Consider the following 23741-nt stretch of genomic DNA (forward strand, 5'->3'; position numbering starts at 1 on the left):
TAAGTATCGGCTTAAATCCTACTTTACGCGCTCCACGTAGCTGTAGTCGCTGGTCTTGATGCGGATTTTGGTGTCTACGTCAACGAACAGCGGCACCTGGATGCGGGCACCGGTTTCTACGGTGGCGGGTTTCAGGGTGTTGGTGGCGGTGTCGCCGCGCAGACCGGGCTCGGTGTAAGTAACTACCAGGTCCACGGTGGTGGGCAGTTCGGCCGTGAGGGGCTGCTCGGTTTCGGCGTGCATGAGGATGGTGACCTCCTGGCCTTCCTTCATGATGTCGGCGAAAGGCACCAGCTCCTCGGACAGTACAATCTGCTCGAAGGTCGAATTGTCCATGAAGTTGTAGCCGTAGTCGTCCTTGAAGAGGAACTGATGCGGGCGCTGCTCCACGCGGGCCGTCTCCACTTTCACACCGGCGTTGAAGGTGTTATCAATGGTGCGACCGGTTTTGATGTTGCGCATTTTGGTGCGCACAAAGGCGGGGCCTTTGCCGGGCTTCACGTGCTGAAACTCGGTGATGACGTGCAGCTCGTTGTTGTAGTTAAGAACGAGCCCGTTGCGGAAGTCGGCGGTTGATGCCATGGTTTCTAAACTTTTAGCTGACAGCCGGGGGCTATCAGCTGTTTTGTGGGTGTTTTTATGAGCAGTTATTCAACAGCTAAGGGCTATTAAACAACTGAAAATCCAAAGGAGTGACAAAGCTAACAGCTAATGGCCATTAGCTAACCGCAACGCTGTTGCCATCATACGCCCATTTGAGGTAGATGGAGCCCCAAGTGAAGCCGCCACCGAAGGCCGCCAGCACGAGGTTGTCGCCGCGACGTAGCTGGCTTTCGTAGTCGGCCAGGCACAGCGGGATGGTGGCGTTGGTGGTGTTGCCGTAGCGGTCGATGTTCAGCATCACCTTCTCCGGACCCACGCCCATGCGGTTGGCGGTGGCGTCGATGATGCGCTTGTTGGCCTGGTGAGGCACCAGGAAGGCCACGTCGTCTTTGCTGAGGTGGTTGCGCTCCATTACCTGGGCGGCCACGTCGGCCATGCTCTTTACGGCAAATTTGAAAACCGTAGCGCCCTCCTGATAGATGTAATGCTCCTTGGCATCCACGGTGGCGTGTGATGGCGGGCGGCGGCTGCCGCCGGCTTTCTGGTGCAGGTAAGCTTCGCCCGAGCCGTCGGTGCGCAGTACCTGGTCGAGGATGCCGAAGCCATCGGTGCTGGGTTCGAGCAATACGGCCGCCGCGCCGTCGCCAAACAAGATGCAGTTGGCGCGGTCGGTGTAGTCCACGATGGCCGACATTTTATCAGCGCCCACCACAATCACTTTTTTGTGCGTGCCGGCCTGAATGTATTGCGCGCCCGTGGCCAGCGCAAACAGAAAGGTCGAGCACGCTGCGTTCATATCAAAGCTGAACGCCTTGGTGACGCCCACGCCGTTGGAAATGATATTAGCGGTGGCTGGAAACAGCAAATCGGGGGTGGTCGTGGCGCAAATCAGCAGCTCCACGTCCTCGGGATTGGTGCCGGTTTTCTCCAACAAGCGCTGCACTGCCTTGATGCCCATCACGGAAGTACCCTGGTTCTCGCCCTTCAGAATCCGCCGCTCCCGGATGCCGGTGCGCGACATAATCCACTCGTCGTTGGTATCCACCAGCTTTTCAAGCTCGGCATTGGTTAGCACATAGTCGGGCACATAGGAGCCCACACCAGTGATGGCGGCAGTAATCTTCATACGGGCAAAAGTAGGCGGGGCAAGCGTAAAATGGGAATTCGGGCGGCTGTGCGGCCGAGTTCGGCCACTCAACCCTCCGGCAATGAGCGCCAAGCGTCTAAAAAAAATCCGGCCGAAGCCGGAGGTTTTTCACTGCCGGGAACCGGGGCTAAGACTTAAAAGTAGCCTTTATTTGGTCAACAATCCCGGAGTCGGCCATATTGAAGCCCTGCACCAGCATGTTGCCGATGGCCAGAGGCGTGCTACGCCCGTGCCCGATGATGGCGTTGTCGTTGATGCCCAAGATGGGCGAACCACCCACGGCCTCGTAGTTGAACTTGTCGAAGAACGGGTCGTGGATGTGCTTCTGCTCCATCATTTCGTAGATGGATTCGGCCATCTTTAGCAAAATGTTGCCCGTGAAGCCGTCGCACACAATCACGTCGGCTTTCTCGTTGAACATGTCGCGGCCTTCCACATTGCCCACGAAGTTGATGTGCGGGTTCACCTTCAGCAGCTGGTGCGCGGCCTGGGTGATGGGCGTACCCTTGCCCTCTTCCTCGCCCAGGTTCACGAGGCCCACTTTGGGCTGCTCGATGCCCAGCACATAGCGGGCATACAAAAATCCGAGCTCGCCGAATTGCTCCAGCATCTCGGGTTTGCATTCGGCGTTGGCTCCCACATCAAGCAGGATGCCGAATTCGCCGGTCATTTTGGGAACGAAGTTGGCGATAGCCGGGCGAATAACGCCGGGCACGGCCTTCACCGTGAGCATGGCGCCTACGAGCATGGCACCCGTGTTGCCGGCCGAGCAGAAAGCATCGACTTCGCCCGCGAGGAGCATTTTGTAGCCCACGGCAATACTCGAATCCTGCTTCTGCTGGAAGGCTTTGGCGGGGTGTTCGCCCATGTCGATTACCTGCGACGCGGGAACGAACTCGAGCGCGGCTGCGGCGGGGCCGGCAGCCTGGAGCAGGGGACGCACGGCGTCTTCCTGGCCGATGAGGACAATGGTGGCCCGGCCGGCGAGCTTTTCGGCGGCCAGTAGGGCACCCGCCACGGCGGCTTGGGGGGCGAAATCGCCGCCCATTGCGTCGAGGGCTATTTTCATGAAAGAGGTGTTTGGAGGGAGGTCAGCGGAAAGTCAAAAGTACCAAAAATCCGGCCCCGCTGGCTTAAAAAAGGAGCGAGGCCGGACCATGTGGTGCCGCGAAGTAACAACCAAACGCGCTATTCGTCGTCTTCGGCAACGTCGGCTGCCGGGGCAGCGTTGGTTTTAGCGTAGTTTTTGATGGCCAGCTGGCCGTTGTGGTACAGGTCGCCGTCTACCACGTACGCCTTGTGGCGCAGGTGCAGCTCGCCCGTGTTGGGGCACAAGGTCACGGCCTTAGGGGTCAGCTTGTAGTGGGTACGACGCTTGTCGCGAACGGCGGAAGAGGTGCGGCGCTTAGGATGTGCCATGGTTGAGTTGAAATTAGGGGATTGAAGTTGCGGTTAACGAGTGGGGAGCGACTCGGGGCACTGACGGATTAATTCAAATTGCGCAGCGCGGCCCAACGTGGGTCGGCCGGCTCGTCGTCGTCGGGCGCATCATCGGCAGGACGGGTGCTGAAGATGAGCTTGGTCGGCGCGTCGGGGTTATCGTCGGCCTCGTCCTGGAAGCGCGGGTGCAGCTTCTTCATGGGCAGGGCCAAACCAATGTAATCGTAGAGGTGCTGGGCGAGGGGCAGAGTCTGGGTTTCGGGCGTGATTTGCAGCACGTTGTCGTCCAGCTCCTTGGCCTCGTCGCCGAAGCGCACCAGCAGTTGTTCGTGAATGTCCAGCGGCTGGTCGAACTCATCAAGGCTCCGGTCGCAGGTGAGCTGCACGGTGCCGGTGATATGGAAGTTCAGTGTCATCAGCCGCTCGGTTTTAATGAGTTCCACGTCGGCGTGCAGGTGGCCTTGTTCCACCAGAGGCTGGTCGAATAAGGCGAAGAATTCGGGACCCAACTCGAACTCAAAGTGGTGCGTTTTCAGCGCCAGCTTGGCCAGGTTGAGGTCGTATTTGCTTTCTTTTTTCACGGTCGGCTGGATAGCAGGGGGCAAAAGTAGTGAAAATCCGGCTTTTTGCCAAAAAAACGGCTAAGTTTCTCGGTAGCAAGTTGCCAGAAAAGCCCTTTTACGGCTACCGCGCCGAGCGCGGCTGAGCATCTTCCCAGCGCTGTTTCCAGATGTCGCAGGCCAGATACACGGCGGCGCGGAAAGACGATTCATCGGCTTTGTACTGGCCGGCTAGGCCGTAGGCGGTGCCGTGGTCGGGGGAGGTGCGGACTACCGAAAGCCCGGCGGTGAAGTTTACGCCGCGCTCGAAAGCCATGAGCTTGAAGGGAATCAGGCCCTGGTCGTGGTAGAGGGCCAACGTGGCATCGAACTGCCGGAACTGCTGGGTGCCGAAGTAGCCATCGGCCGGGAAAGGGCCGACGACGAGGTGGCCGTCGTGGGCAAATTGCTGGATGACGGGGGTTACGATATCACCTTCTTCCTTGCCGAGCAGGCCGTTTTCGCCGGCGTGGGGGTTGAGGCCGAGCACGGCAATGCGCGGCTTGAGGATGCCGAAATCGTTTTTAAGCGACTTGAGCAATAGGGTGATTTTGGTGCGTAGGAGCTCCGGTGTGAGGCGGGCGGGCACGTCCTTGAGCGGAATGTGGCCGGTGACGGTGGCAATGCGTAGGCCCGCGTCCTCATCCACCAAGAACATGAGGCTTTCGGGGGCCTCGAAGTAGCTGGTGAGAAATTCGGTGTGGCCGGGGTAGCGGAAGTCGTCGGCTTGGGTATTGTCTTTGCTGATGGGGGCCGTCACGATGCCATCGAGCTTGCCGGCCTTAAGGTCGCGGGCGGCGCAGAGCAGGCTTTCGCGGGCGGCCGCGCCGGTGGCGGGGGAGGGCTGGCCGGGGGCAAGAACGAAATCCTCATCCCAGCAGGTCACGGCGTTGAGGCGGCCGGGGGCGATGTCGGCCGCGTCGCGCAGCTGGCGAAACTGGAGGTGCTCGGTATCGGCGGGGGTGGGGAAATCGTCGAACAGCGCCGTGGCCGTGCCGTAGATGACGGGCGTGCAGATTTTCAGCAGGCGCTCATCGAGCAGGGTTTTGTAAATGACTTCGGGGCCGATGCCGGCGAGGTCGCCCACGGAGAAGCCGAGGCGGGGGAGGTTGTGGGGCATTGTCAGGAGAGGAACGTCATGCAGAGCGCAGCGAAGCATCTCGCGTGCAGCAGTGACTCATTCGATTGGGTAAGTGGTGGCACGCGAGATGCTTCGCTGCGCTCTGCATGACGTTCCTTTAGGCAATGTGCTTGGTCAGAAACTCATACAGCAGGCGCACGCCGGTGCCGGTGCCGCCCTTGCCACGGTAGCTCTCGGGCGCGGTGAGGAAGGCCGGGCCGGCGATGTCGAGGTGAATCCAGGGGTAGCCCACGGCGAAGCGTTCCAGGAACTTGGCGGCGGAAATGTGGCCGGCTTCGCCCTTGCCCAGGTTGCTGAGGTCGGCGATGTCGGACTTGATGTGGTCGGCATACTCATCCCAGAGCGGAAACTCCACGAGGCGCTCGTGCACGGTGTAGCCGGCTTCGGAGAGTTTTTGCAGGGTGGCGGGCTCGGCGGTACCCATGGAGGCCGAGGCTTCGGTGCCGAGGGCGCGCACGGCGGCGCCGGTGAGGGTGGCGAGGTCGATGACCAGCTCGGGCTCGTAGCGCTTGGCGAAGCTGAGGGCATCTGCGAGGAGCAGGCGGCCTTCGGCGTCGGTGTTTTTTACTTCGACGGTGAGGCCGGAGTGCATCGTGATGACATCGCCGGGAGCGTAAGCGAGGCCGCCGGGGCGGTTGTCGGTGGCGGGCACGAGGCCGATGACGTGCAACGGGACCTGGTTTTTGGCCAAGGCGAAGAGGGTGCCGGCCACGGCTGCGCCGCCGGCCATGTCGCACTTCATCATGTCCATGCTGTTGGGCGTGGGCTTGAGGCTGAGGCCGCCGGTATCGAACACCACGCCTTTGCCGACGAGGACGTAGGGCTTCTCGTTTTTGGCGTTGGCGGGCTTGTATTCGAGGATGCTGAAGGTGGGCGGCTCGGGCGAGCCGAGGTTGACGGCGAGCAGACCGCCCATGCGCAGGGCTTCGATTTTGGCCAAGTCGAGAATGTCGGTGGTGTAGCCGGCTTCGTCGCCGGCCTGGGCCATGCGCTCGGCAAACTGCACGGCGTTCAGCTTATTGAGGGGGGCGTTGACAAGGTCGCGGGCCAGGATAACGCCTTGGAGCAGTCCATTCAGCTCGTGGATTTGGGCGGCGGTGGCGGCGTTGCCGACCAGATAAACTTCTTTCAGCGCCGGGGCTTTGCGCGATTTCTCGTCGGTTTTGTAGCCTTCGAACTGGTAGGCGGTCAGGGCCAGGCCTTCGGCCAGCAGCAGGGCCGCGTTGGGCGTGGCGCTGAGGTTCTGGATGAAAACTTCGGCGGTTTTTTCGGTTTTAAGCTGGCCGTGAAGGGTGTGGCCGGCGCGGCGCAGCTGCTCGGCTACCTGGGCGGCGGTGGGCTTATCGGCGAGCACCACGAAGAAGTGGTGATGGCTGAAATGATTGAGATGAACGAGCTTCTGGTCGTCGGCGAGGGCGGCGGATACGTACTGGCGGGCCGCGGCCGAAAGGTCGCCGGCGGCGGCATCGGGCAGGGTAGTGGTGCCAGTGGGCAGAATGAAAACCTGCGTGGACTGGGCGGGCGCGGTGGCCGCGTGAGCGAGGGCTAAGGACATAAGCGGAGTTGAAGGCCGTAGATTTGAGGCCGCAAGGTACTGTTTAGGTAGCAAGGTTTTTCTGACGGTAGTTATAGACCGTCAGGCTGAGCTTACCAAAGCATCTCTGCTGCGCAAATACCCCAGGCTGATGCAACGAAGCAGTAGAGCTGTTTCAGCAAGCTCAGCCTGACGTTCTGCTAATACATTAAAAGACATTCCCGTGAATACCGTTCGCCCCAAAAAGCATCTGGGCCAGCACTTTCTGGCCGACCCGAATATTGCCCGCAACATCGTGGGCGCGCTGCAGCTGCCCGATGGCGTGAAAGAAGTGCTCGAAATTGGGCCGGGTATGGGTGTACTCACGCAGTACCTGCTCCAGAACCCGGCCTACCAGACCAGCGTGGTTGAAATTGATACTGAATCAGTAGCCTATTTGAAAGTGCACTACCCGGCGCTGGCCGACCGCATCTACGCCACTGATTTTCTGAAGCAAAGTCTGGCCACGATGTTTCCGGACCAGCCGCTGGCCATCATCGGCAACTTTCCCTACAATATCAGCAGCCAGATTTTTTTCGCGGTGCTCAACAACCGCCAGCAGGTGCGCGAGGTGGTGGGCATGATTCAGAAGGAAGTGGCCCAGCGCCTGGCCGAGCCGCCCGGCTCGAAAACTTACGGCATCCTGAGCGTGCTCTTGCAGGCCTTCTATAAGATTGAGTATCTGTTCACGGTACCGCCGCACGTTTTCAACCCGCCGCCCAAGGTGGAATCGGCCGTGGTGCGCCTCACGCGCAACGACACGCTGCAGCTGGACTGTGACGAGAAGCTGTTTTTCCGGGTGGTGAAGCAGGCGTTTCAGACGCGTCGCAAGACGTTGCGCAATGCGCTGAAACCGTTCGGAATGCCGGCCGAAGCCACCACCGACCCCATTTTCGAGAAGCGCGCCGAGCAGTTGGGCGTGGCCGATTTCGTGGGGTTGACGCAGCGCGTGGCGCAGCATCAGGCGGCGGGGGCATCACTGCCGGATTTGAATATTGACGACGTGGCTGAATAAATAGTGGCTGAATAAATATCTGAATACCATGAGCGTTTGCCTCGTTGTTGACGAAATGCACCCCTCGCTGCAACCGCTGCTCCAAAGCATCGGTGTCGAAATCGATTACCAACCCAACCTTACCGCTGCGGAAGTGCCCGCTGCCCTCGCCGCCAAGCCTTACGAAGGCTTAGTAGTGCGCAGCAAATTGCGCGTGACCGCCGACTTGCTCGCCCACGGCCCGCAGCTGCGCTACGTGGCCCGCGCTGGGGCCGGCACCGATAATATCGACGAAGCCGCGATGGCGGCGGCCGGCGTGACGCTGCTGAACGCGCCGGAGGGCAACCGCGACGCGGTGGGCGAGTTTGCCGTGGGCCTGCTGCTGGGGCTGCTGCGCAACATTGTGCGGGCCGACCACGAGGTGCGCCAGGGCCAGTGGCGGCGCGAGGCCAGCCGGGGCGAGGAAATCGGGGGCAAAACCATTGGCTTGCTGGGCTATGGGCACATGGGCCGGGCCTTTGCGCGGCGCTTGGGAGCATTTGGCTGCACGGTGCTGGCGCACGATAATGACCCGGCCGTGACCACCGACGGCCACGCCACCTTGGTGCCGCTGAATGAGTTGCAGGCGCGGACCGACGTGCTCAGCCTGCACATTCCGTACTCGACGGCCAATCATCATTTTGTGGATGAAGCCTTCCTGGCCGGTTTCGCCAAGCCGATTTGGGTGATGAACACGGCGCGGGGCGAAGTAGTGGACCAGGCCGCGCTGGTGCAAAGCCTAAAGGCGGGCACGGTGCGCGGCGCGGCGCTCGATGTGCTCGATAATGAGAAGCTCAACAACCTCAGCCCGGCGCAGCAGGCCACGTTCGATTCCCTAAGAACTGCCCCGAATGTGGTGCTCACGCCGCACGTAGGCGGTTGGACATTTGAGAGTTATGCGCGAATTAACGAAGTGCTGGTGGAGAAAATTCGGGCTTTTCGGGCCGGGGCGCTGGGGGCAAACGCGGGGAGCTAATTCGTTTTGCGTATCTTTGCTGGGAACCTAAGAAGGGAGAACGGTTGGCAGTGCCAGCCGTTCTCCTTGCTTTTTAGCCAAACCGTCAAGCATCTACTCCCATGGCCACCACCATCAATTATTACACCCCCGAGGGCCTGCAAAAACTGAAGGATGACCTCCAGGACCTCAAAATCCGGGGCCGGGCCAAGGCCGCTGAAGACCTGCGCGAAGCCCGCGACAAAGGCGACCTGAGCGAAAACGCCGAATACGATGCCGCCAAGGACGCCCAGGGCCTGCTGGAACTCAAAATATCGAAGCTCGAAGAGGTGCTGGGCAACGCCCGCCTCATCGACGAAACCAATATGGATTTCAGCAAGGTGCTCATCATGAGCAAGGTGAAGCTGAAAAATCTGAAGAACAACATGGTGCTCGACTACACCTTGGTGGCCGAGGAAGAGGCCAACCTGGCCGCCGGCAAAATCTCGGTGAAGTCGCCGATTGGCAAAGGCCTGCTGGGCAAATCGGCCGGTGATACGGCCGAAATCACGGTGCCCGCCGGCAAGCTGCAGTTCGAGATTCTGGAGATTTCGCGCTAGTAGGTTAGTTGTCAGTTGCTCGTTGTCAGTTGTTAGGGCAGTGCCGAAAGGTGCTGCCCTAACTGTTTTTGGTCGGTGAGGCAGCCGGAGGTAGTTGCTTCTCGTTTATTTGCATCAGCGACCTGACAACGGACAACGAATAACTAACAACCAACCCGCCCATGCCTTCGATTTTCTCCCGCATCGTTTCCGGCGAACTGCCGGCCTATAAAGTGGCCGAGGATGGCCGCCACCTGGCTTTTCTCGACATAACGCCGCTGGTGGAAGGCCACGCGCTGGTGATTCCGAAAAAGGAAGTCGACTACATTTTCGACATGCCGGCCGATGAGCTGGCGGCGCTGCACGTTTTCGCGCAGCGCGTGGCCAAGGCCGTGCAGGCCGCCGTGCCGTGCAAGCGCATCGGTGTGGCCGTGATTGGGCTGGAAGTGCCGCACGCGCACATTCACCTCATTCCGATGAATAAGGTGTCGGACATGAACTTCGCCAACCCCAAAATCAAGGTGCCCGAAGACCGGATGAAGGAATTGGCCGCCGCCATTGCCGCCAAAGTGGAAGGTGGCAGTGGCTTGGCCGAGGCCAAGCCGTCCGGCGCTACTGCCGCCGCCGCCGTGCCGGCCGAGCTGCAAAAGCAGGTGGCCGGCCTGCACTTTATGAGCGAATCGGACGCGCCGCTGGAAGCGGTGGCCTATACCGCGCCGGGTGGCGAACTCAGCAACGCCGCGCTGCTGAAGCTGCTGGGCGAGCCGGCCGATGCCAAAGTAGAAACCGTGGAGCTGACGCAGTTTCTGCGCAACCACACGGCCGATGATGGCGTGCTCGGCGACGTGGCGCTTTCAAACCGCTACAAAGCCCTGCAAATGTTTATGAAGCAGGACATGGACGGCGTGCAGGTGTACCGCGTGGGCAGCGGCCCGCAAATCCACGCCTACGCCCTGGGGCGGATGGCGGACGGCACCCTAGCCGGCTTCAAAACGGTGCTGACTGAAACGTGATGAAAACCGGCCGGTGCCCATTGGGTACGGCGGGCTGCAACGATGGGGGAGAAAGGCTGTCTGTAGCGACAGTCTTTCTCCCCCATTTTTGTTTCCTGCTTATGTGCCGCGTTCTACTGGTGAGTTTTTTCTTGTTGCTGAGCTCCGGAGCCTGGGCGCTGAAGCCCAGCCGCGAGTGGGTGGCCACGCCCGATTCGCTGGGCCTGCGCTACCAGACCACCGCCCTTGCTACGCCCGACCACGCCCAACTGGCCGGCTGGATAGTGGAGCCCGCCGCCAACGTGCCCGACCAGCACACGACCATGGTAATGGCCTACGGCGACATGAACAACATGTCGTATTTCATCTATCAGGCGCAGGCGCTCAGTAAGGCTGGCTACCGGGTGTATATGTTTGATTACCGGGGTTTCGGGCACAGCAGCGACTTTGCCATTGAGCAGCAACGGCTGTACTACCCCGAGTTCAGCACCGACCTGCGCACCGTGCTGGCCGATGCCCGGCTGCGCTACCCGCGCAACCGCACAGGCATTATTGGCTTCTCGATGGGCACTATTATGGGCTCGGAGGTTGCGGCCACCAGCAAATGCGACTTTCTCATTGCCGAAGGCTACGTGGCCAGCCCGCAACGGCTGGTAGCTGCGGCCTTTCAGCGAAGCCAGAAAGTGGTGACGCTGCCCGCCGAGGCGGCCGACTATGCGCTGGTAGCGCGCCGCGTGAATTGCCCTTGGCTGCTGGTGGGCGGCACCGCCGATAAAAACACGCCATTGGCCGACTCAGTAGTAGTGGCGCGGCAGGCCCGGTGGCGGCAGCGGCGGCAGGTGCTCTGCTTCGAAGGTGGGCACCAGGAAGGTTTTTACCGGTTGAGCGAGGCGGAGTACGGCGACAAGTACGTGCGTGAGGTGACGCGCTTTCTGGCTGCAAAGCGGAGCTAGGGCGGCTACTCCGCCCGGCCGGTGTCCACCAGCTTTTGCAGGCGGGCCTGGGCGGGGCGGGGCAGGGCGCTGAGCAAATCGAGGCCGGTGGCGGCTTCGATTTTATCGACGGAAGTCAAATACTGCCGCCAATCGGGGCTTACGGTGTTATTGTCGTTGGGTGTGTCGACGGCCAGTACGCGCACGGCTGGGTCGGTGGCAATGCGCTGGAGGTCGTTGGTGCCGTCGGGCAGAATGACCATGACTTTCCAGATGCGGGCAGGTACTGTTACGCGGCCCTGGTCGAGGGTTTCGAAGAAGCCGTTGGCGCCGGTGCCGCCGCGGCCGTAGCTGCCCATGATGACGTAGATTTCCTGGCCGCGCTGCACTTGCGAGCGGCCGTATTCTTCGAGGTGGGCCCAGGTTTGCTGGTTGTTGTGCGGGGCCTGGGGCACCATGTTGGTCATCAGGAAGGTGTTGGAATTGGCGTCGAGGTCGGCGGTGCGGTCGCCGCTGGGGCAGTTGTGGCCTTTGTCGAAGCCGGAGCGGGCGTAGCTGGCGGGCGTCACCTGGTAGAACTGGCGGGGCAGGGCGGCATCGGGCCGGAAGTTGTTCTGGCGCGGGGCCTGGCCGAGGTCGGCTTTGTCGATGTGCCAGCTCACCCAGGTGGGGGTGCCGCGCGGGGCGTTGTAGCCGATGGTGAATTCGGGATGGACGAGCAGGTAATTGCTGGCGTTGTTGGGGTCGGAAGTCGCGCCGCTGGGGTTGCCGAGGGCCATATTGGCATCGTTGGGGTCCTGGGCGGTGCCCGTGCCGGTGCCGGCCGGGTACTGCGTGGTGGCCGGCGCGGGCTGCTTGGCCGGAGCCTGCGGATTATTTCGATTTTCAAAGTAGCCGCCCGTGGCCCCGGCGCCCACGGCCACGGCGGGGCCGGCGGCGGTTTCGAGGGTGATGTCGTCGATGTCGAGCCGGTTTTTCGGGCCGCTGGTTTTGCGGATTTCCAGGCGCAGCGGCTCGTTGGCGAGGCCTGCGAAGACGTGGGGCGTGAGCGCGGGGCCGCTCGTGACCACCGGCGCGCCGGTGCGGGCGTAGGTGCGGCCGCCGTCGCGGCTCAGCCACAGCTCCCAGGTGCTGGGGCCGTCCTGGCCGTAGGCGGCGGCCGAAATGGTGATGCGCCGCACCCCGGCGGCGGCATCGAAGCGCATGGAAATGCGGCCCAGGTTGCGCAGGCGGGCGGCCCGCTCGCCGGCCTTGTGGTCCTGCGGGCTGCTGCCGATGAGGGCATCCTGAAAGTGCCAGGCCCCGGTGGCCAGGGGCTCGTCGGCCTCTTCGTAAGCGCCCTTGCTGCCGGCCTCGAAGGTTTCGGGGAAGGGAGCGGGGGCGGGCGTTTGGTGCGCGGAGGCGGGCTGCCGGGTGGCGGAGGCGGAACCGGTTTCGGCGGATTGCGGCGAGCAGGCGAGCAGGGCAAAAGCCGCCGCGAGGGGAAGAAAGCGTAGCATGGGGCGAAGATATGCGCCGGGTTATTGGGGCCGGGGCACGTTGAACTCATTCAGGAGCCCGGGCATTTGCTTAGCTTAGCCGCACTATTCACTTTTCACTCCCTTTCGCTTACCTGTTTTATGGAAGACAATCAATTCAATCCCGAGCCTCGGTCGGTACAAATCTCGGCCGAGGAAGCCGCGGAAATTCAGTCCCGCTTTTTTGCGCAGGTGTACGGCTGGATGGCCGCCGGCCTGGGCCTGACGGGCGGCATTGCCATGTTCGCCTCCACGTCGCCGGAGCTGATAAACTTCGTTTTTGGCACCCGGTTCGTGTTTCTGGGGCTGATTATTCTGGAGCTGGTTATCGTGGGTTTTCTCTCGGCCCGCATCTTCGACTGGAGCCTGGGCAAGGTGCAGGCGGCCTTCGTGGGCTACGCCGTGCTGAATGGCGTGACGCTGAGCTGCGTGTTTCTGGCCTATACCTCCGCGTCCATCGCCTCCACGTTCTTCGTCACGGCGGGCACGTTTGGCGTCATGAGCCTCTTTGGCTACTTCACCAAGGCTGATTTGTCGGGCTGGGGCAAGCTGCTGAGCATGGCCGTTATCGGCCTGGTCATCGCCATGGTGGTCAATATCTTTCTCAATAACTCGGTGCTGGAAATCGTCACGTCCTTCATCGGAGTGCTGATTTTTACGGCCCTCACGGCCTACGACACCCAGAAACTGAAGCAGCTGGCGCTGCTGGGCGTGACGGAAGGCGAGGAGATGAGCCACAAGGCTTCCATCCTGGGTGCGCTCACGCTGTATCTGGATTTTGTGAACCTATTCCTGTTTCTGCTGCGCATTTTCGGGCGGCGGCGGTAGCGCCAGTTTGCTGCTTCTTGATGGTGCTAAAAAGGCCCGCTGGTATTGCCAGCGGGCCTTTTTGCTTGTTCAGTTTGGCGGGGTAGGCGCTGGTAAGGCAGAAGATAATGGGGGCCATTAGCCGCGCTCCGCTCCGGGCAGTCGTCGTGGCCGGGGTTTAAATGAGTGAGACTAGGATTTTTCTGTGTGAACCTTGGATTAGGAAACCTGTGGCGGGTGTTTGGAGAGTCGTGGCGGCCGTTTGGAAGGCTGCGGCGAGGGTTTGGGGACTCGTGGCGGCCGTTTGGAAACCCGTGGTGAGTATTTGGACAGTCGGGGCGGCAGTTTGGATAGGCGTGGCGAGGGTTTGGGTCGCCGTGGCGTAGGTGGGGGTGGTTGGGGCGATGATTTGGAGAACCAGCCGGTATTAACCCAATTTCAACCCCAGTCAGCTATTGCCCCGCCGGCTGGTCGACCTGGCCCTGGGTGCCGCCGTTGCTGATGGCGTTGGCCTCGGCCCCCTTGGGGATGCCTTTGGTGTAGTGGTCGTAGCGGGCGGCGCTGTCGGCGGCGGCTTTGGCGTGGCCGTGGGGGTGTTTGGTGGGGTTCAGGCCGTAGGGGGTGCCGTCGGGCTTGTGGCCGCAGCCGGCGAGGAGGGCCAGCAGCAGCAGGCGCGGGAAAAGGGGGGTGAGCATGAGCAGGCAGGGGGGCTGATGAAATTGCCCATGCTAACGGCCAGCTGGCTACGGGAGGTGCATTTTAAGCCCGATTTAATGTGGCACCGTCGTGCCGTTGGCCTGCAATACATTGGTCAGAAACAGCACCTGGTAGGGCAGGGCCGTTTGCCAGTATTCCCAGGTGTGGGCCCCGGGGCGCTCGGTGTAGTCGTGCGGAATGTGGCTGTACACGAGGCGGCGGTGCAGCTCGCGGTTGATGTCGATGAGGCCGTCGTCCACGCCGCAGTCGAAGATGAGGGGCAGGGCGTTGCGGTGCATCTGGTCGACCAGACTGATGACGGAATTGGCGGCGAAGCGCTCGGGATTATCGGTTTCGGAGCCCAGAATCGGGGTCCATAGCTTGGCCCGCTGGGCGGCATCGGCGGGGGAGAGCTTGCGGTTGAGGCTGGTCAAATCGAGGGCCCCGCTCATGCTGCCGGCGGCGCAGTACAGGTCCGGGTGGCGGGCCGAGAGGTAGAGCGCGCCGTGCCCGCCCATACTCAGGCCGGCGATGACGCGGCCCTTGCGGTCGGCCACGGTGCGGTAGGTCTGGTCGATTTTCTGGATGATTTCCTGGGTGAGGTAGGTTTCAAACTGGCTGTCGGGGCTCACGGGGCTGTTGAGGTAGAAGCTGAAGGTTTCGCCCTCGGGGTTCACGATAATCAGGTTGTACTGGTCGGCCAGGCGGTGGAGGAGCTGCTTGTCGGGCGTCTTGTTCAGCCAGTCGGAAAAGTGGCCCCAGGCCCCGTGCAGCAGGTACAGCACCGGGTAATTGGCCTTTTTATTCTTCGCATAAGAAGCCGGGAGCACCACGGCGGCGCGGTAGGTTTTGTGCATGGCCGCGCTCGGAATGGCCAGGGTATCGACGCGGGCGGCGCGGGCCGCGGTGGCGGTGAGGAGCAGGCAGGCGAGGAGCAGGAGGCGGAAGGGGAGCATGGTTGGGGGCAGGGTAATGATGGTGGTCATGCAGAGCGTAGCGAAGCATCTTTACCGCAATAGTAAATCCTTTCGATTGGATTACTACTGCGGTAAAGATGCTTCGCTGCGCTCTGCATGACGGTCTGGCGGTCCGGCGGCGTACCTTTAAGCTTTGATTCTATTAAATATTAATCAATGAAATTTCGCTTACTTATTATTTCGCTGCTGGCCGGTTGGGGCAGCGCGCAAGCCAATCAGCTCACGTTTCGGGTTGATATGGGCACCACGGCCGTGCCCGCCGGAGGGGTGCACGTAGCGGGTAATTTCCAAGCCGCCGCCGGCTTTCCGGCCGACTGGAACCCCGCCACCACGGCCCTGACCGATGCCGACGGCGACCATGTGTGGGAGGCCACCGTGAACGTGCCGGCCGGCACCTACCTCTACAAATTCGTGAACGGTAACGGGTGGAATACATCCGAGCTGGTGCCCGCCACCTGCGGCATCACCGATGGCGGCGGCAACGTGAACCGGCAGGTAATCGTGGGCGGCTCGGCCGTGCGGCTGCCCATCGTGGCGTTTGCCGGCTGCGCCCCGCAGCTGCGCTTTGCCGTGGACATGACCGGCCAGACCGTGGCCCGCACCGGCGTGCACGTGGTAGGTAATTTCCAGGCCCTGGCCGGCTACGGCTCAAACAACGACGCCACCGCGCTGCCCCTGACCGACGACAACAGCGACGGTATATATGAGGTGACGATTTCGCTGCCGGCCCCCGGCATGTTCCAGTACCGCTTCGTGAACGGCAACACCCTGGCCGGGGCCGAAACCATCCCAGCCGCCTGCGGCACCGCTGATGCCACAGGCACCCTCACCCGCGTGGTGAACGCCACCGCCGCCGTGAACACCACGCCGAGCTACTGCTTCGGTACCTGCACCGCCTGCAACGGGGCTACGCTCACCAGCTACCCGACTTATTGGTGGAATGATGCGGTGTTTTACGAAGTATTCGTGCGCAGCTTCTACGACAGCAACGGCGACGGCAAAGGCGACTTCGTGGGCCTGACCCAGAAGCTGGACTACCTGAACGACGGCAACCCCGCCACCACCACTGACCTGGGCGTGACCGGCCTCTGGCTGATGCCCATCATGGACTCGCCCAGCTACCACGGCTACGATATCAACGACTACAAGGCCGTGGAGCCGGATTATGGCACGATGGCCCAGTTTGATGCCTTCCTTGCCGCCGCCCACCAGCGGGGCATCAAGGTGATTTTGGACATGGTGCTCAACCATTCGTCGAGCCAGAATACGTGGTTCACGCAGTCGGCCGCCAGCACCACCAGCCCTTATCGCAACTGGTATTTGTGGTCGCCTACTGATTTGGGCTTTGGGCCATTTGGCAATGGCTGGCACCTGCGCAACGGCCAGTATTACTACGGTGCTTTCTATGACGGTATGCCCGATTTGAACTGGCGCAACCCCCAGCTCAAGGCCGCGATGTGGGATGTGGACCGGTTCTGGCTGCGCAAAGGCGTGGACGGCTTCCGGCTCGATGCCGTGCGCTACCTGGTAGAAACCGGCACTACCACCGCCGACACCCCCGAAACCCTCGGCATTCTGGAAGAATTTCACGACTCGCTGAAGGCCGTGAACCCGGCCGCGCTGTCGGTAGGTGAGGCCTGGACCAATACCACTGCCGTGGTTCCCTACGTGCGCAACAGCCGGCTGGACCTGTGCTTTGAGTTTGACCTGGCCAGCAGCATTATCAGTGCCGTGAGCACGGGCAGCCCCACCGCGCTGCGCACCCAGCTCAACCTGGTGACGAGCCTTTACCCGCGCCTGCAATACGCCACCTTCCTCACCAACCACGACCAGAACCGCGTGTTCGACGGCCTGGGCAGCAATGTGGCCCGCATGAAGCAGGCGGCGGCGCTCTACCTCACCATGCCCGGCGTGCCGTTCATTTACTACGGCGAGGAAGTGGGCATGGCCGGCACCGGGGCCGACGAAGACAAGCGCAAGCCCATGCAGTGGACGGCCGGCACGCAGTCGGGCTTCACCACCGGCACGCCCTGGCGCGGCATTAACTCCAACTTCGGTACCTACAATGTGGCTTCCGAGCAGGCCGACCAGAACTCGCTGCTCAGCCACTACAAGAAGCTCATCGGCCTGCGCACCGCCAACGAAACCCTGCGCAAGGGCTACTACCTGCCCGCCACGTCATCGGCTGCTTCGGTAATGGCCTACGCCCGTGTTTTCAATCAGGAAGCCACGCTGATTGCCGCCAACCTGGGCAGCACGGCGGTTAGCGGCTCCACGCTCTCGCTCGCTATGTCGACGCTGGCTGCCGGTACCTATCAGGTAACTGAGCTGTACAGCGGCCAGGCCGCCGGTACCGTCACGGTAAACGCGCAGGGCGGTTTCAGCAGCTTCGCGACGACGCTGCCGGCTTTGGCTGCCAACGAAACCTGGGTGCTGCGTCTGCGCTCTACCACGGCCACCAGCACGGCCAGCGCGCAGCCTGCCTTCGCCGTGGCCCTCTACCCGAACCCCACGGCCGGCGCGGTTCGCCTGGCCCTGGCCGCCGCCCCGGCCGCCCAAAGCCAACTCCAAGTATTCGACCTCACCGGTCGCCTGCTGCAAACCCGCAGCTTCAATGGCAACAGCTACGCGCTGGAAACCAGTGGTTGGGCAGCTGGCACGTACTTCGTACGGGTGCAGTCGGGCGCGGCCTTGGCTATGCAGCGGCTGGTGGTGGAGCGGTAAGGCTGTTGGCCTGAACTGAGACAAACCAGCAAAAAAGAACGTCATGCTGAGCGAAGTCGAAGCATCTCGCGTGTGGTAGTAAATCAATCGTTAGACGAAAGAATTACTAATGCACGCGAGATGCTTCGACTTCGCTCAGCATGACGTTCTGCTTTATTGACGTTCAATGACGAGACGCAAGTATGCGACTCTACTTCATAAACACCGGCCGAATCAGATTTTCAAACGTGAAAATCTCATCCCATTTCTCCTGCGTCAGCAAGCCGCGCTCGGTCACGGCAATGTCGTGGACGGACTTGCCGGTTTTCAGGGCTTCCTTAGCAATATCGGCCGAGGCTTCGTAGCCGATAACCGGGTTGAGCTGCGTGACAATGCCAATGCTGTTGCGCACGAGGCTTTCGGCGTGCTCCTTGTTGGCCGTGATGCCCACCACGCACTTTTCGCGCAGGGTGCGGCAGGCGTTGGTCATGTAGGAAATCGAAGTGAACAGCGCGAAGCTGATAACCGGCTCCATCACATTAAGCTGCAGCTGGCCGGCTTCGGCCGCCATCGTCACCGTGAGGTCAGCCCCGATGACGTAGAATGCCGTCTGGTTCACTACTTCGGGCACAACGGGGTTCACCTTGCCGGGCATGATGCTGGAGCCCGGCTGCAAGGGCGGCAGGTTAATTTCGTTAATGCCCGTGCGCGGACCGCTGGAGAGCAGGCGCAAGTCGTTGCAGATTTTGGAGAGTTTCACGGCCGTGCGTTTCAGCACGCCGGAGAGCTGCACGTAAGCGCCCGTGTCGTAAGTGGCTTCGAACAAGTCGCCGGCCAGGCTTAGGTTGAGGCCGGTGATGGTGCGCAGGTGCTCGGTCACGAGTTCGGGGTAGCCGGTAGGCGCGTTGATGCGCGAGCCGATGGCCGTGGCACCCATGTTGATTTCATCAATCAGCCGGCGCGAGTCGTCGATGCGCAGCAGTTCCTCGCGCAGGTTGGTGGCGAAGGCGCGGAACTCGTCGCCCATGCTCATCGGCACGGCATCCTGGAGCTGTGTACGGCCCATTTTGAGGATGTCGCGGAATTCCTCGCCCTTCTGGGCGAAGGCATCGGCCAGCGCGCCAAGGGTTTCGCGATAGCCTACTAGCTTATTGTTGAGCGCGATGCGGAAGGCGGTGGGGTAGGCGTCGTTGGTGCTTTGCGAGCAGTTGACGTGGTTGTTGGGGTGGCAATACTGGTAGTCGCCCTTGGCGTGTCCCATGATTTCGAGGGCTACGTTGGCGATGACTTCGTTGGCGTTCATATTCACCGACGTGCCCGCGCCGCCTTGTATCATGTCGGTGAGAAACTGGTTATCAAACTCGCCGGCGGCCACGCGGTCGCAGGCGGCGGCAATAGCGTCGGCGATGTTGGCGGGCAGCACGCCGAGCTCTTTGTTGGCCAGGGCCGCGCCTTTTTTCACGTAGGCGAGGGCCTGCACGAAGAGCGGCTCATTCTTGATGGGAATGCCGGTGATATCAAAATTTTCGAGCGCACGCAGGGTTTGGATGCCGTAGTAGGCGGTGTCGGGCAGGCTGCGTTCGCCGAGGAAATCGTGTTCGATGCGGGAAGTGGGCATGGGGAATTTTTGGGTGGGAAGATGGGGCTTGTACGGAATGGCCGAATGGTGGGACAAACCTACGGCGGCGCTTTGCAACGTGGCGGGTTTTTGCGTGTGTGTAGGTTTGTCGCACGTCATGCCGAGCGTAGCGAAGCATCTTTACTGCTTCGTTGCAGCGGTATTAATTACTATTGAGGTAAAGATGCTTCGCTGCGCTCTGCATGACGGAGGTTTTCAACCGCCAAATACAACCCATGAAATTCCGTTACCTGCCCTTGCTGGCCCTGGCCCTCGCCAGTTGCTCTCACGCCGACAAAACCGCCACCACCACCGGCCCTGATGCCCGTTTCGATGCCTTCAAAACCAAGTTCATTGAAGCCCTGTGGCGGCAAAACCCGGACTACGCCTCCAGCATGGGCTACCACAAATACGACTCGCTGCTGCTGATTCCCAACGCCGCCCAACGCCAGGCCGATGACGCGTTCGCCCAAAATAATCTGGCCGCGCTCGGCAAATTCGCCCTCGACAGTCTCTCGCCCAATAACCAGATTGACCTGCGCCTGCTGCGCAACGAACTGCGGGCCGAGCGCTGGTACGCCGACACCCTCAAAACCTGGCAGTGGAACCCGGCCAGCTACAACCTTGGGGCCTCGGTGGGTGATTTGCTCAACGGCCGCCACTTCCGGCTCGACCGCCGCCTGCGCAACATCTCCGACAAAATCAGCCACGCCGCCGAGTTCTACGCCGCCGCCCGGGCCAACATCAGTAACCCGACGAAGGAGCACACGGAACTGGGCATCAAACAGAACGCGGGCGGACTGGAGGTCTTTGGCTCCGCACTGGCCGATTCGGTGCGCAAATCGGGCCTGAGTGAAGCGGAGAAAAAGACCCTGACTGACCGCGTGGCCGCCGCCCGCACGGCCGTGCAGGGCTACATGGATTTCCTCAAAAACGACGTGCTGACGAAAGGCCAGTTCCGCTCGTTCCGCATCGGCAAGGAGCTGTTCGACCAGAAATTTGCCTACGATATTCAGTCGCGCTTCACAGCCGCCGAAATCTACCAGCAGGCCCTCAAGCACAAGGCCGAGCTGCTGCACGACATGGGCCACCGCGCCGCGCGGCTCTATCCCAAATACTTCCCCGGCCAGAAAGCCCCGGCCGATACCCTGGCCCTGATTACGGCCGTCATCAACCAGTTGACGTTGAAGCACGCCCCGCGCGACAGTTTTGTGGACGCCGTGAAGCGCCAGATTCCGACGCTGGTGGCCTTCGTCAACGAGCACAAACTATTAACCCAGGACCCCAGCAAGCCGCTGGTAGTGCGCGAAACTCCGCTCTACATGCGCGGCAGTGGGGCAGGAGCCAGCGTATCGGCCCCCGGCCCCTACGATAAAGGTGCGAACACCTACTACAACGTGGAGCCGCTGCCCGCCGAGTGGACGCCCGCCCAAGCCGAAAGCTACCTGCGCGAATACAACGACTACACCCTCCAGATTCTCAACATCCACGAAGCCATTCCGGGCCACTACACGCAGCTCGTGTACGCCAACCGCTCACCTTCGCTGGTGAAAAGCATTTTTGGCAATGGGGCCATGGTAGAGGGCTGGGCCGTGTATTCGGAGCGCATGATGCTGGAAAGCGGCTATGGCAACAACTCCGACGAAATGTGGCTAATGTGGGACAAGTGGAACATGCGCTCGACCCTAAACGCTGTCATTGACCACGCCATTCAGGCCGAAAACATGAGCGAGGCCGATGTAGTGGCCATGCTGCGCCGCGAGGGCTTCCAGGAAGAAGCCGAGGCGCGGGGCAAGTGGCTGCGCGCCACCCTAAGTCAGGTGCAGCTCAGCAGCTACTTCACCGGCTACACCGAGATTTATGCCCTGCGCGAGGAGCTGAAGCAGAAGGAAGGCAAAGCCTTCGACCTGAAAGCTTTTCACGAAAACTTCCTCAGCTACGGCAGCGCCCCGGTGAAATACATTCGGGAGTTGATGCTGCGCAAATAAGCCGAACCTGAAAGCCGAAGTGCGCGCTGAGTTTAATCGCCTGCGCGGCTTCGTGTCCGCCCAAGGGTAGCCGGCGCTACCTTTGGGCGTGTTTTTTCTGCTCTCGAAGGTTCTCGACTTTGTGCTGCTGCCCACCGTGTGGCTGGTAGTTTTTCTGATTGTGGCGCTCGTAGCCCGGCCGCCGCGCCAGCGCCGCTGGCTGCTGGCCGCGCTGGCGCTCACGCTGCTTAGTACCAACCCGTTTCTGGTAAACGAGCTGCTGCTGGCCTGGGAGCAGCCGCCCGTAGCCCTGGCCACCCTGCCCCGCCACGCCGATGCCGCCGTGCTGCTCACGGGCATCACCAACGTCAATAAATCGCCGCACGACCGGGTGTACCTCGGCCCCGGGGCCGACCGCCTCACGAGTGCGCTGTGGCTGTACCGGGCCGGGCGGGTGCGCCGTATTATCGTGTCGGGCGGCTCAGGCGCGGTGCAGGCCAAGGCCCACACCGAAGCCGACGACCTGACGACACTGCTGCGCTTGGCGGGTGTGCCCAACTCAGCCATCATCCGCGAAGAAAAAAGCCGCAACACCCGCGAAAACGCGCTTTTCACCAAGCAGTTGCTCACACCCGAGCAGGACACGCTCATCCTCGTCACCTCGGCCTTCCATCAGCGGCGGGCCATGGGCTGCTTCGCCAAAGTTGGACTGCACCCCATCAGCTTTCCAGCTGGCTACCGCAGCGCCGACCGCCGCCTCTCGCCTGATTCTTGGCTGGTGCCTAGTGCGGAGGCAATGGTCAATTTCAGCCTGCTGGTACACGAGGTGACAGGCTGGTTGACGTACAAAGTGTTAGGTTATTTGTAGGGTGCGGGGCTTGCCCCCGCCCGCCGTTGAACTACCATTGCTCAACGGCGGGCGGGGGCAAGCCCCGCACCCTACTCCGTTTTCGCCACCGTCGCCACTTCCTTACCAATCCAAATCGACTTCTGATTGACGAACTCGCGGATGCCCAGATAAGAAAGCTCGCGCCCGTAGCCTGACTTCTTTACCCCGCCAAAGGGCATTTCGGACATCGATTTCACCAACCCATTCACGAACACGGCACCGCTTTCAATCTGGCGGGCCATGGCTTCGCCTTTTTTCGGGTCCGAGGTCCACACGGCCGCACCTAGGCCGAAGCGCGAATCGTTGGCGAGGCGCACGGCATCATCGGCGTTTTTAGCTTCGAGCACCAACGCTACCGGGCCAAATAATTCTTCGGAGTAAGCGCGCTGGCCGGGCTTGATATTCGACAGAATCATGGGGCGGAAGAGGGCGGTGCCGGGCTTGGCCTGCCCGCCGAAGAGTTCCACTTTCGCGCCCTGGGCCACCGAATCATTCACTTGTTGGCTGAGCTCGTCGGCCAGGTCGGGGCGGGCGAGGGGGCCGTATTGGGTGGCCGGGTCGAGCGGGTCGCCGGGGCGCAGGGCTAGGAGGTGGGTTTTTAGGTGGCCGATGAATTCCTTCAGCACCGGCTTTTCCACTATGAAGCGCTTGGCGGCGATGCAGCTCTGGCCGCTGTTTATCATGCGACTTTGGGCGGCGGTTTTGGCGGCCAGCGCCACGTCGGCATCGGCCAATACAATGAATGGGTCGGAACCGCCCAGCTCCAGCACGGTTTTCTTGATGTGCTGCCCGGCGGCGGCGGCCACGGCCGCGCCCGCGCCTTCGCTGCCCGTGAGCGTCACGGCCCGCAGCCGGTCATCGGCAATGAGCTTTTCCACCAAGTCGGACCCGATGAGCAGCGTGCGGAAGCAGGCCGGCGGCAGGCCCGCATCGTGAAAAATCTGTTCCAGCGCCAGGGCGCACTGCGGCACGTTGGAGGCGTGCTTAAGCAGGCCCACATTGCCGGCCATGAGGGCCGGCGCGGCAAAGCGCACTACCTGCCAGAAGGGGAAATTCCACGGCATCACGGCCAGCACCACGCCCAAAGGCTGGTAGCTGATGAAGCTGCGGCCGGCATCGGTTTTGATGAGTTCATCGCTGAGAAATTCCTCGGCGTGGTCGGCGTAGTAGTCGCAGCAGGTGGCACATTTCACGGCCTCGGCGCGACCGTCGGTAATGGGCTTGCCCATTTCCAGGGCCATGAGGCGGGCCAATTCGTCCTGCCGCTCGCGCAGCAGGGCGGCGGCCCGGCGCAGCACCCCGGCGCGGTGGGCAAACGTGGTGGTGGGCCAGGTGGCCGCCGCCCGGTGCGCCTGGCCCAGAATACGCTCGGTTTTGGCCCAGCTGAAAGGGGAGAAGCGGCGCAGCACGCGGCCGGTGTAGGGGTTGTAGGACTCGATGGGCATTGCGAAAAAGTAAATCGAGAGGAAGAAAAATTAAGGGGAAAGCAGGGCGCAGAGCAGCGGCAAAAATCGGCCACTTGGTACAGTCGGTAAGTAGCTGGTCAACATCATAGCCCCGCCGGGTGTTGTGGC

At 61.7% G+C, this 23741-nt stretch carries 21 protein-coding genes; 9 read left to right on the forward strand and 12 right to left on the reverse strand.

Annotation, left to right across the window (positions count from 1 at the left end):
* Nucleotides 1–18 precede the first annotated feature (18 nt).
* The 7 genes from efp to ACYU70_RS02370 form a co-directional block, all read right to left on the reverse strand.
* The gene (gene efp / locus ACYU70_RS02340) at nt 19–582 is read right to left on the reverse strand and encodes an elongation factor P (RefSeq protein WP_342301599.1); all 564 of its coding nucleotides are present in this window, start codon (nt 580–582) and stop codon (nt 19–21) included.
* A gap of 136 nt (nt 583–718) precedes the next feature.
* Complete coding sequence (locus ACYU70_RS02345) at nt 719–1729, reverse strand: beta-ketoacyl-ACP synthase III (RefSeq protein ID WP_460615877.1); 1011 nt, start codon at nt 1727–1729, stop codon at nt 719–721.
* Between the two features lie 148 nt (nt 1730–1877).
* On the reverse strand, nt 1878–2819 hold the full coding sequence (gene plsX / locus ACYU70_RS02350) for a phosphate acyltransferase PlsX (RefSeq protein WP_342299746.1): 942 nt from the start codon (nt 2817–2819) through the stop codon (nt 1878–1880).
* A 119-nt stretch (nt 2820–2938) separates the two neighbouring features.
* Nucleotides 2939–3169 (reverse strand): 50S ribosomal protein L32, encoded by a 231-nt coding sequence (gene rpmF / locus ACYU70_RS02355; RefSeq protein WP_241934098.1) that lies wholly within the window; start codon nt 3167–3169, stop codon nt 2939–2941.
* 68 nt (nt 3170–3237) lie between these two features.
* A complete protein-coding gene (locus ACYU70_RS02360) occupies nt 3238–3771 on the reverse strand; it encodes a YceD family protein (RefSeq protein WP_305031445.1) in 534 nt (177 codons plus the stop codon).
* A 103-nt stretch (nt 3772–3874) separates the two neighbouring features.
* Nucleotides 3875–4909, reverse strand: a complete 1035-nt coding sequence (gene pdxA, locus ACYU70_RS02365) for a 4-hydroxythreonine-4-phosphate dehydrogenase PdxA (protein ID WP_342299744.1) — start codon at nt 4907–4909, stop codon at nt 3875–3877.
* Nucleotides 4910–5027: 118 nt separating this feature from the next.
* Nucleotides 5028–6485: a leucyl aminopeptidase family protein gene (locus ACYU70_RS02370; protein ID WP_342299743.1), complete on the reverse strand. Its 1458-nt coding sequence runs from the start codon at nt 6483–6485 to the stop codon at nt 5028–5030.
* 202 nt (nt 6486–6687) lie between these two features.
* Between ACYU70_RS02370 and rsmA the strand changes: the two genes are divergently transcribed.
* From rsmA to ACYU70_RS02395, 5 genes are all read left to right on the forward strand, one after another.
* On the forward strand, nt 6688–7518 hold the full coding sequence (rsmA, locus tag ACYU70_RS02375; RefSeq protein ID WP_342299741.1) for a 16S rRNA (adenine(1518)-N(6)/adenine(1519)-N(6))-dimethyltransferase RsmA: 831 nt from the start codon (nt 6688–6690) through the stop codon (nt 7516–7518).
* A 28-nt stretch (nt 7519–7546) separates the two neighbouring features.
* Nucleotides 7547–8512, forward strand: a complete 966-nt coding sequence (locus ACYU70_RS02380) for an NAD(P)-dependent oxidoreductase (protein ID WP_342299739.1) — start codon at nt 7547–7549, stop codon at nt 8510–8512.
* A 101-nt stretch (nt 8513–8613) separates the two neighbouring features.
* Nucleotides 8614–9090 carry a transcription elongation factor GreA gene (gene greA, locus ACYU70_RS02385; RefSeq protein WP_342299737.1) on the forward strand — a complete coding sequence of 159 codons (477 nt, stop codon included), beginning with the start codon at nt 8614–8616 and terminating at the stop codon, nt 9088–9090.
* 161 nt (nt 9091–9251) lie between these two features.
* The gene (locus ACYU70_RS02390) at nt 9252–10082 is read left to right on the forward strand and encodes a nuclease A inhibitor family protein (RefSeq protein WP_342299735.1); all 831 of its coding nucleotides are present in this window, start codon (nt 9252–9254) and stop codon (nt 10080–10082) included.
* Nucleotides 10083–10183: 101 nt separating this feature from the next.
* The gene (locus tag ACYU70_RS02395; RefSeq protein WP_342299734.1) at nt 10184–11014 is read left to right on the forward strand and encodes an alpha/beta hydrolase family protein; all 831 of its coding nucleotides are present in this window, start codon (nt 10184–10186) and stop codon (nt 11012–11014) included.
* 5 nt (nt 11015–11019) lie between these two features.
* Here ACYU70_RS02395 and ACYU70_RS02400 read toward each other — a convergent pair whose 3' ends face one another.
* Nucleotides 11020–12492 carry a DNA/RNA non-specific endonuclease gene (locus ACYU70_RS02400; protein ID WP_342299732.1) on the reverse strand — a complete coding sequence of 491 codons (1473 nt, stop codon included), beginning with the start codon at nt 12490–12492 and terminating at the stop codon, nt 11020–11022.
* Nucleotides 12493–12612: 120 nt separating this feature from the next.
* Between ACYU70_RS02400 and ACYU70_RS02405 the strand changes: the two genes are divergently transcribed.
* Nucleotides 12613–13338, forward strand: a complete 726-nt coding sequence (locus ACYU70_RS02405) for a Bax inhibitor-1/YccA family protein (protein ID WP_342299731.1) — start codon at nt 12613–12615, stop codon at nt 13336–13338.
* A gap of 431 nt (nt 13339–13769) precedes the next feature.
* On the opposite strand, the gene ACYU70_RS02410 is transcribed toward ACYU70_RS02405, so the two are convergent.
* Together ACYU70_RS02410 and ACYU70_RS02415 are read right to left on the reverse strand one after the other, a co-directional pair.
* The gene (locus ACYU70_RS02410; RefSeq protein ID WP_342299729.1) at nt 13770–14012 is read right to left on the reverse strand and encodes a hypothetical protein; all 243 of its coding nucleotides are present in this window, start codon (nt 14010–14012) and stop codon (nt 13770–13772) included.
* A 75-nt stretch (nt 14013–14087) separates the two neighbouring features.
* Nucleotides 14088–14999 carry an alpha/beta hydrolase gene (locus tag ACYU70_RS02415; protein ID WP_342299728.1) on the reverse strand — a complete coding sequence of 304 codons (912 nt, stop codon included), beginning with the start codon at nt 14997–14999 and terminating at the stop codon, nt 14088–14090.
* Between the two features lie 147 nt (nt 15000–15146).
* On the opposite strand from ACYU70_RS02415, the gene ACYU70_RS02420 reads away from it, so the two are divergent.
* Nucleotides 15147–17714, forward strand: coding sequence for an alpha-amylase family glycosyl hydrolase (locus tag ACYU70_RS02420; RefSeq protein ID WP_342299726.1), 2568 nt, complete (start codon nt 15147–15149; stop codon nt 17712–17714).
* 190 nt (nt 17715–17904) lie between these two features.
* Here ACYU70_RS02420 and aspA read toward each other — a convergent pair whose 3' ends face one another.
* Nucleotides 17905–19311 (reverse strand): aspartate ammonia-lyase, encoded by a 1407-nt coding sequence (gene aspA, locus ACYU70_RS02425; RefSeq protein WP_342299724.1) that lies wholly within the window; start codon nt 19309–19311, stop codon nt 17905–17907.
* 236 nt (nt 19312–19547) lie between these two features.
* Here aspA and ACYU70_RS02430 point away from each other — a divergent pair, with 236 nt between their 5' ends.
* Together ACYU70_RS02430 and ACYU70_RS02435 are read left to right on the forward strand one after the other, a co-directional pair.
* Nucleotides 19548–21299 carry a DUF885 domain-containing protein gene (locus ACYU70_RS02430; RefSeq protein WP_342299722.1) on the forward strand — a complete coding sequence of 584 codons (1752 nt, stop codon included), beginning with the start codon at nt 19548–19550 and terminating at the stop codon, nt 21297–21299.
* Nucleotides 21300–21387: 88 nt separating this feature from the next.
* Entirely contained in the window at nt 21388–22146 is a 759-nt protein-coding gene (locus ACYU70_RS02435; RefSeq protein WP_342299720.1) for a YdcF family protein, read from the forward strand.
* Nucleotides 22147–22217: 71 nt separating this feature from the next.
* Here the strand turns inward: ACYU70_RS02435 and ACYU70_RS02440 are convergent, their stop codons facing one another.
* Entirely contained in the window at nt 22218–23612 is a 1395-nt protein-coding gene (locus ACYU70_RS02440) for an NAD-dependent succinate-semialdehyde dehydrogenase (RefSeq protein ID WP_342299718.1), read from the reverse strand.
* Nucleotides 23613–23741 lie beyond the last annotated feature (129 nt).

The organism is Hymenobacter segetis, from assembly GCF_054776495.1.

What these genes read in the sequence shown, in the direction of transcription:
- efp (WP_342301599.1), bottom strand. Translation starts at nt 582, where the DNA reads ATGGCATCAACCGCCGACTTCCGCAACGGGCTCGTTCTTAACTACAAC.
- ACYU70_RS02420 (WP_342299726.1), top strand. Translation starts at nt 15,147, where the DNA reads ATGAAATTTCGCTTACTTATTATTTCGCTGCTGGCCGGTTGGGGCAGC.
- aspA (WP_342299724.1), bottom strand. Translation starts at nt 19,311, where the DNA reads ATGCCCACTTCCCGCATCGAACACGATTTCCTCGGCGAACGCAGCCTG.
- ACYU70_RS02415 (WP_342299728.1), bottom strand. Translation starts at nt 14,999, where the DNA reads ATGACCACCATCATTACCCTGCCCCCAACCATGCTCCCCTTCCGCCTC.
- ACYU70_RS02405 (WP_342299731.1), top strand. Translation starts at nt 12,613, where the DNA reads ATGGAAGACAATCAATTCAATCCCGAGCCTCGGTCGGTACAAATCTCG.
- ACYU70_RS02410 (WP_342299729.1), bottom strand. Translation starts at nt 14,012, where the DNA reads ATGCTCACCCCCCTTTTCCCGCGCCTGCTGCTGCTGGCCCTCCTCGCC.
- rpmF (WP_241934098.1), bottom strand. Translation starts at nt 3,169, where the DNA reads ATGGCACATCCTAAGCGCCGCACCTCTTCCGCCGTTCGCGACAAGCGT.
- ACYU70_RS02380 (WP_342299739.1), top strand. Translation starts at nt 7,547, where the DNA reads ATGAGCGTTTGCCTCGTTGTTGACGAAATGCACCCCTCGCTGCAACCG.
- ACYU70_RS02390 (WP_342299735.1), top strand. Translation starts at nt 9,252, where the DNA reads ATGCCTTCGATTTTCTCCCGCATCGTTTCCGGCGAACTGCCGGCCTAT.
- plsX (WP_342299746.1), bottom strand. Translation starts at nt 2,819, where the DNA reads ATGAAAATAGCCCTCGACGCAATGGGCGGCGATTTCGCCCCCCAAGCC.
- ACYU70_RS02430 (WP_342299722.1), top strand. Translation starts at nt 19,548, where the DNA reads ATGAAATTCCGTTACCTGCCCTTGCTGGCCCTGGCCCTCGCCAGTTGC.
- ACYU70_RS02440 (WP_342299718.1), bottom strand. Translation starts at nt 23,612, where the DNA reads ATGCCCATCGAGTCCTACAACCCCTACACCGGCCGCGTGCTGCGCCGC.
- ACYU70_RS02400 (WP_342299732.1), bottom strand. Translation starts at nt 12,492, where the DNA reads ATGCTACGCTTTCTTCCCCTCGCGGCGGCTTTTGCCCTGCTCGCCTGC.
- ACYU70_RS02370 (WP_342299743.1), bottom strand. Translation starts at nt 6,485, where the DNA reads ATGTCCTTAGCCCTCGCTCACGCGGCCACCGCGCCCGCCCAGTCCACG.
- pdxA (WP_342299744.1), bottom strand. Translation starts at nt 4,909, where the DNA reads ATGCCCCACAACCTCCCCCGCCTCGGCTTCTCCGTGGGCGACCTCGCC.
- ACYU70_RS02395 (WP_342299734.1), top strand. Translation starts at nt 10,184, where the DNA reads ATGTGCCGCGTTCTACTGGTGAGTTTTTTCTTGTTGCTGAGCTCCGGA.
- ACYU70_RS02345 (WP_460615877.1), bottom strand. Translation starts at nt 1,729, where the DNA reads ATGAAGATTACTGCCGCCATCACTGGTGTGGGCTCCTATGTGCCCGAC.
- greA (WP_342299737.1), top strand. Translation starts at nt 8,614, where the DNA reads ATGGCCACCACCATCAATTATTACACCCCCGAGGGCCTGCAAAAACTG.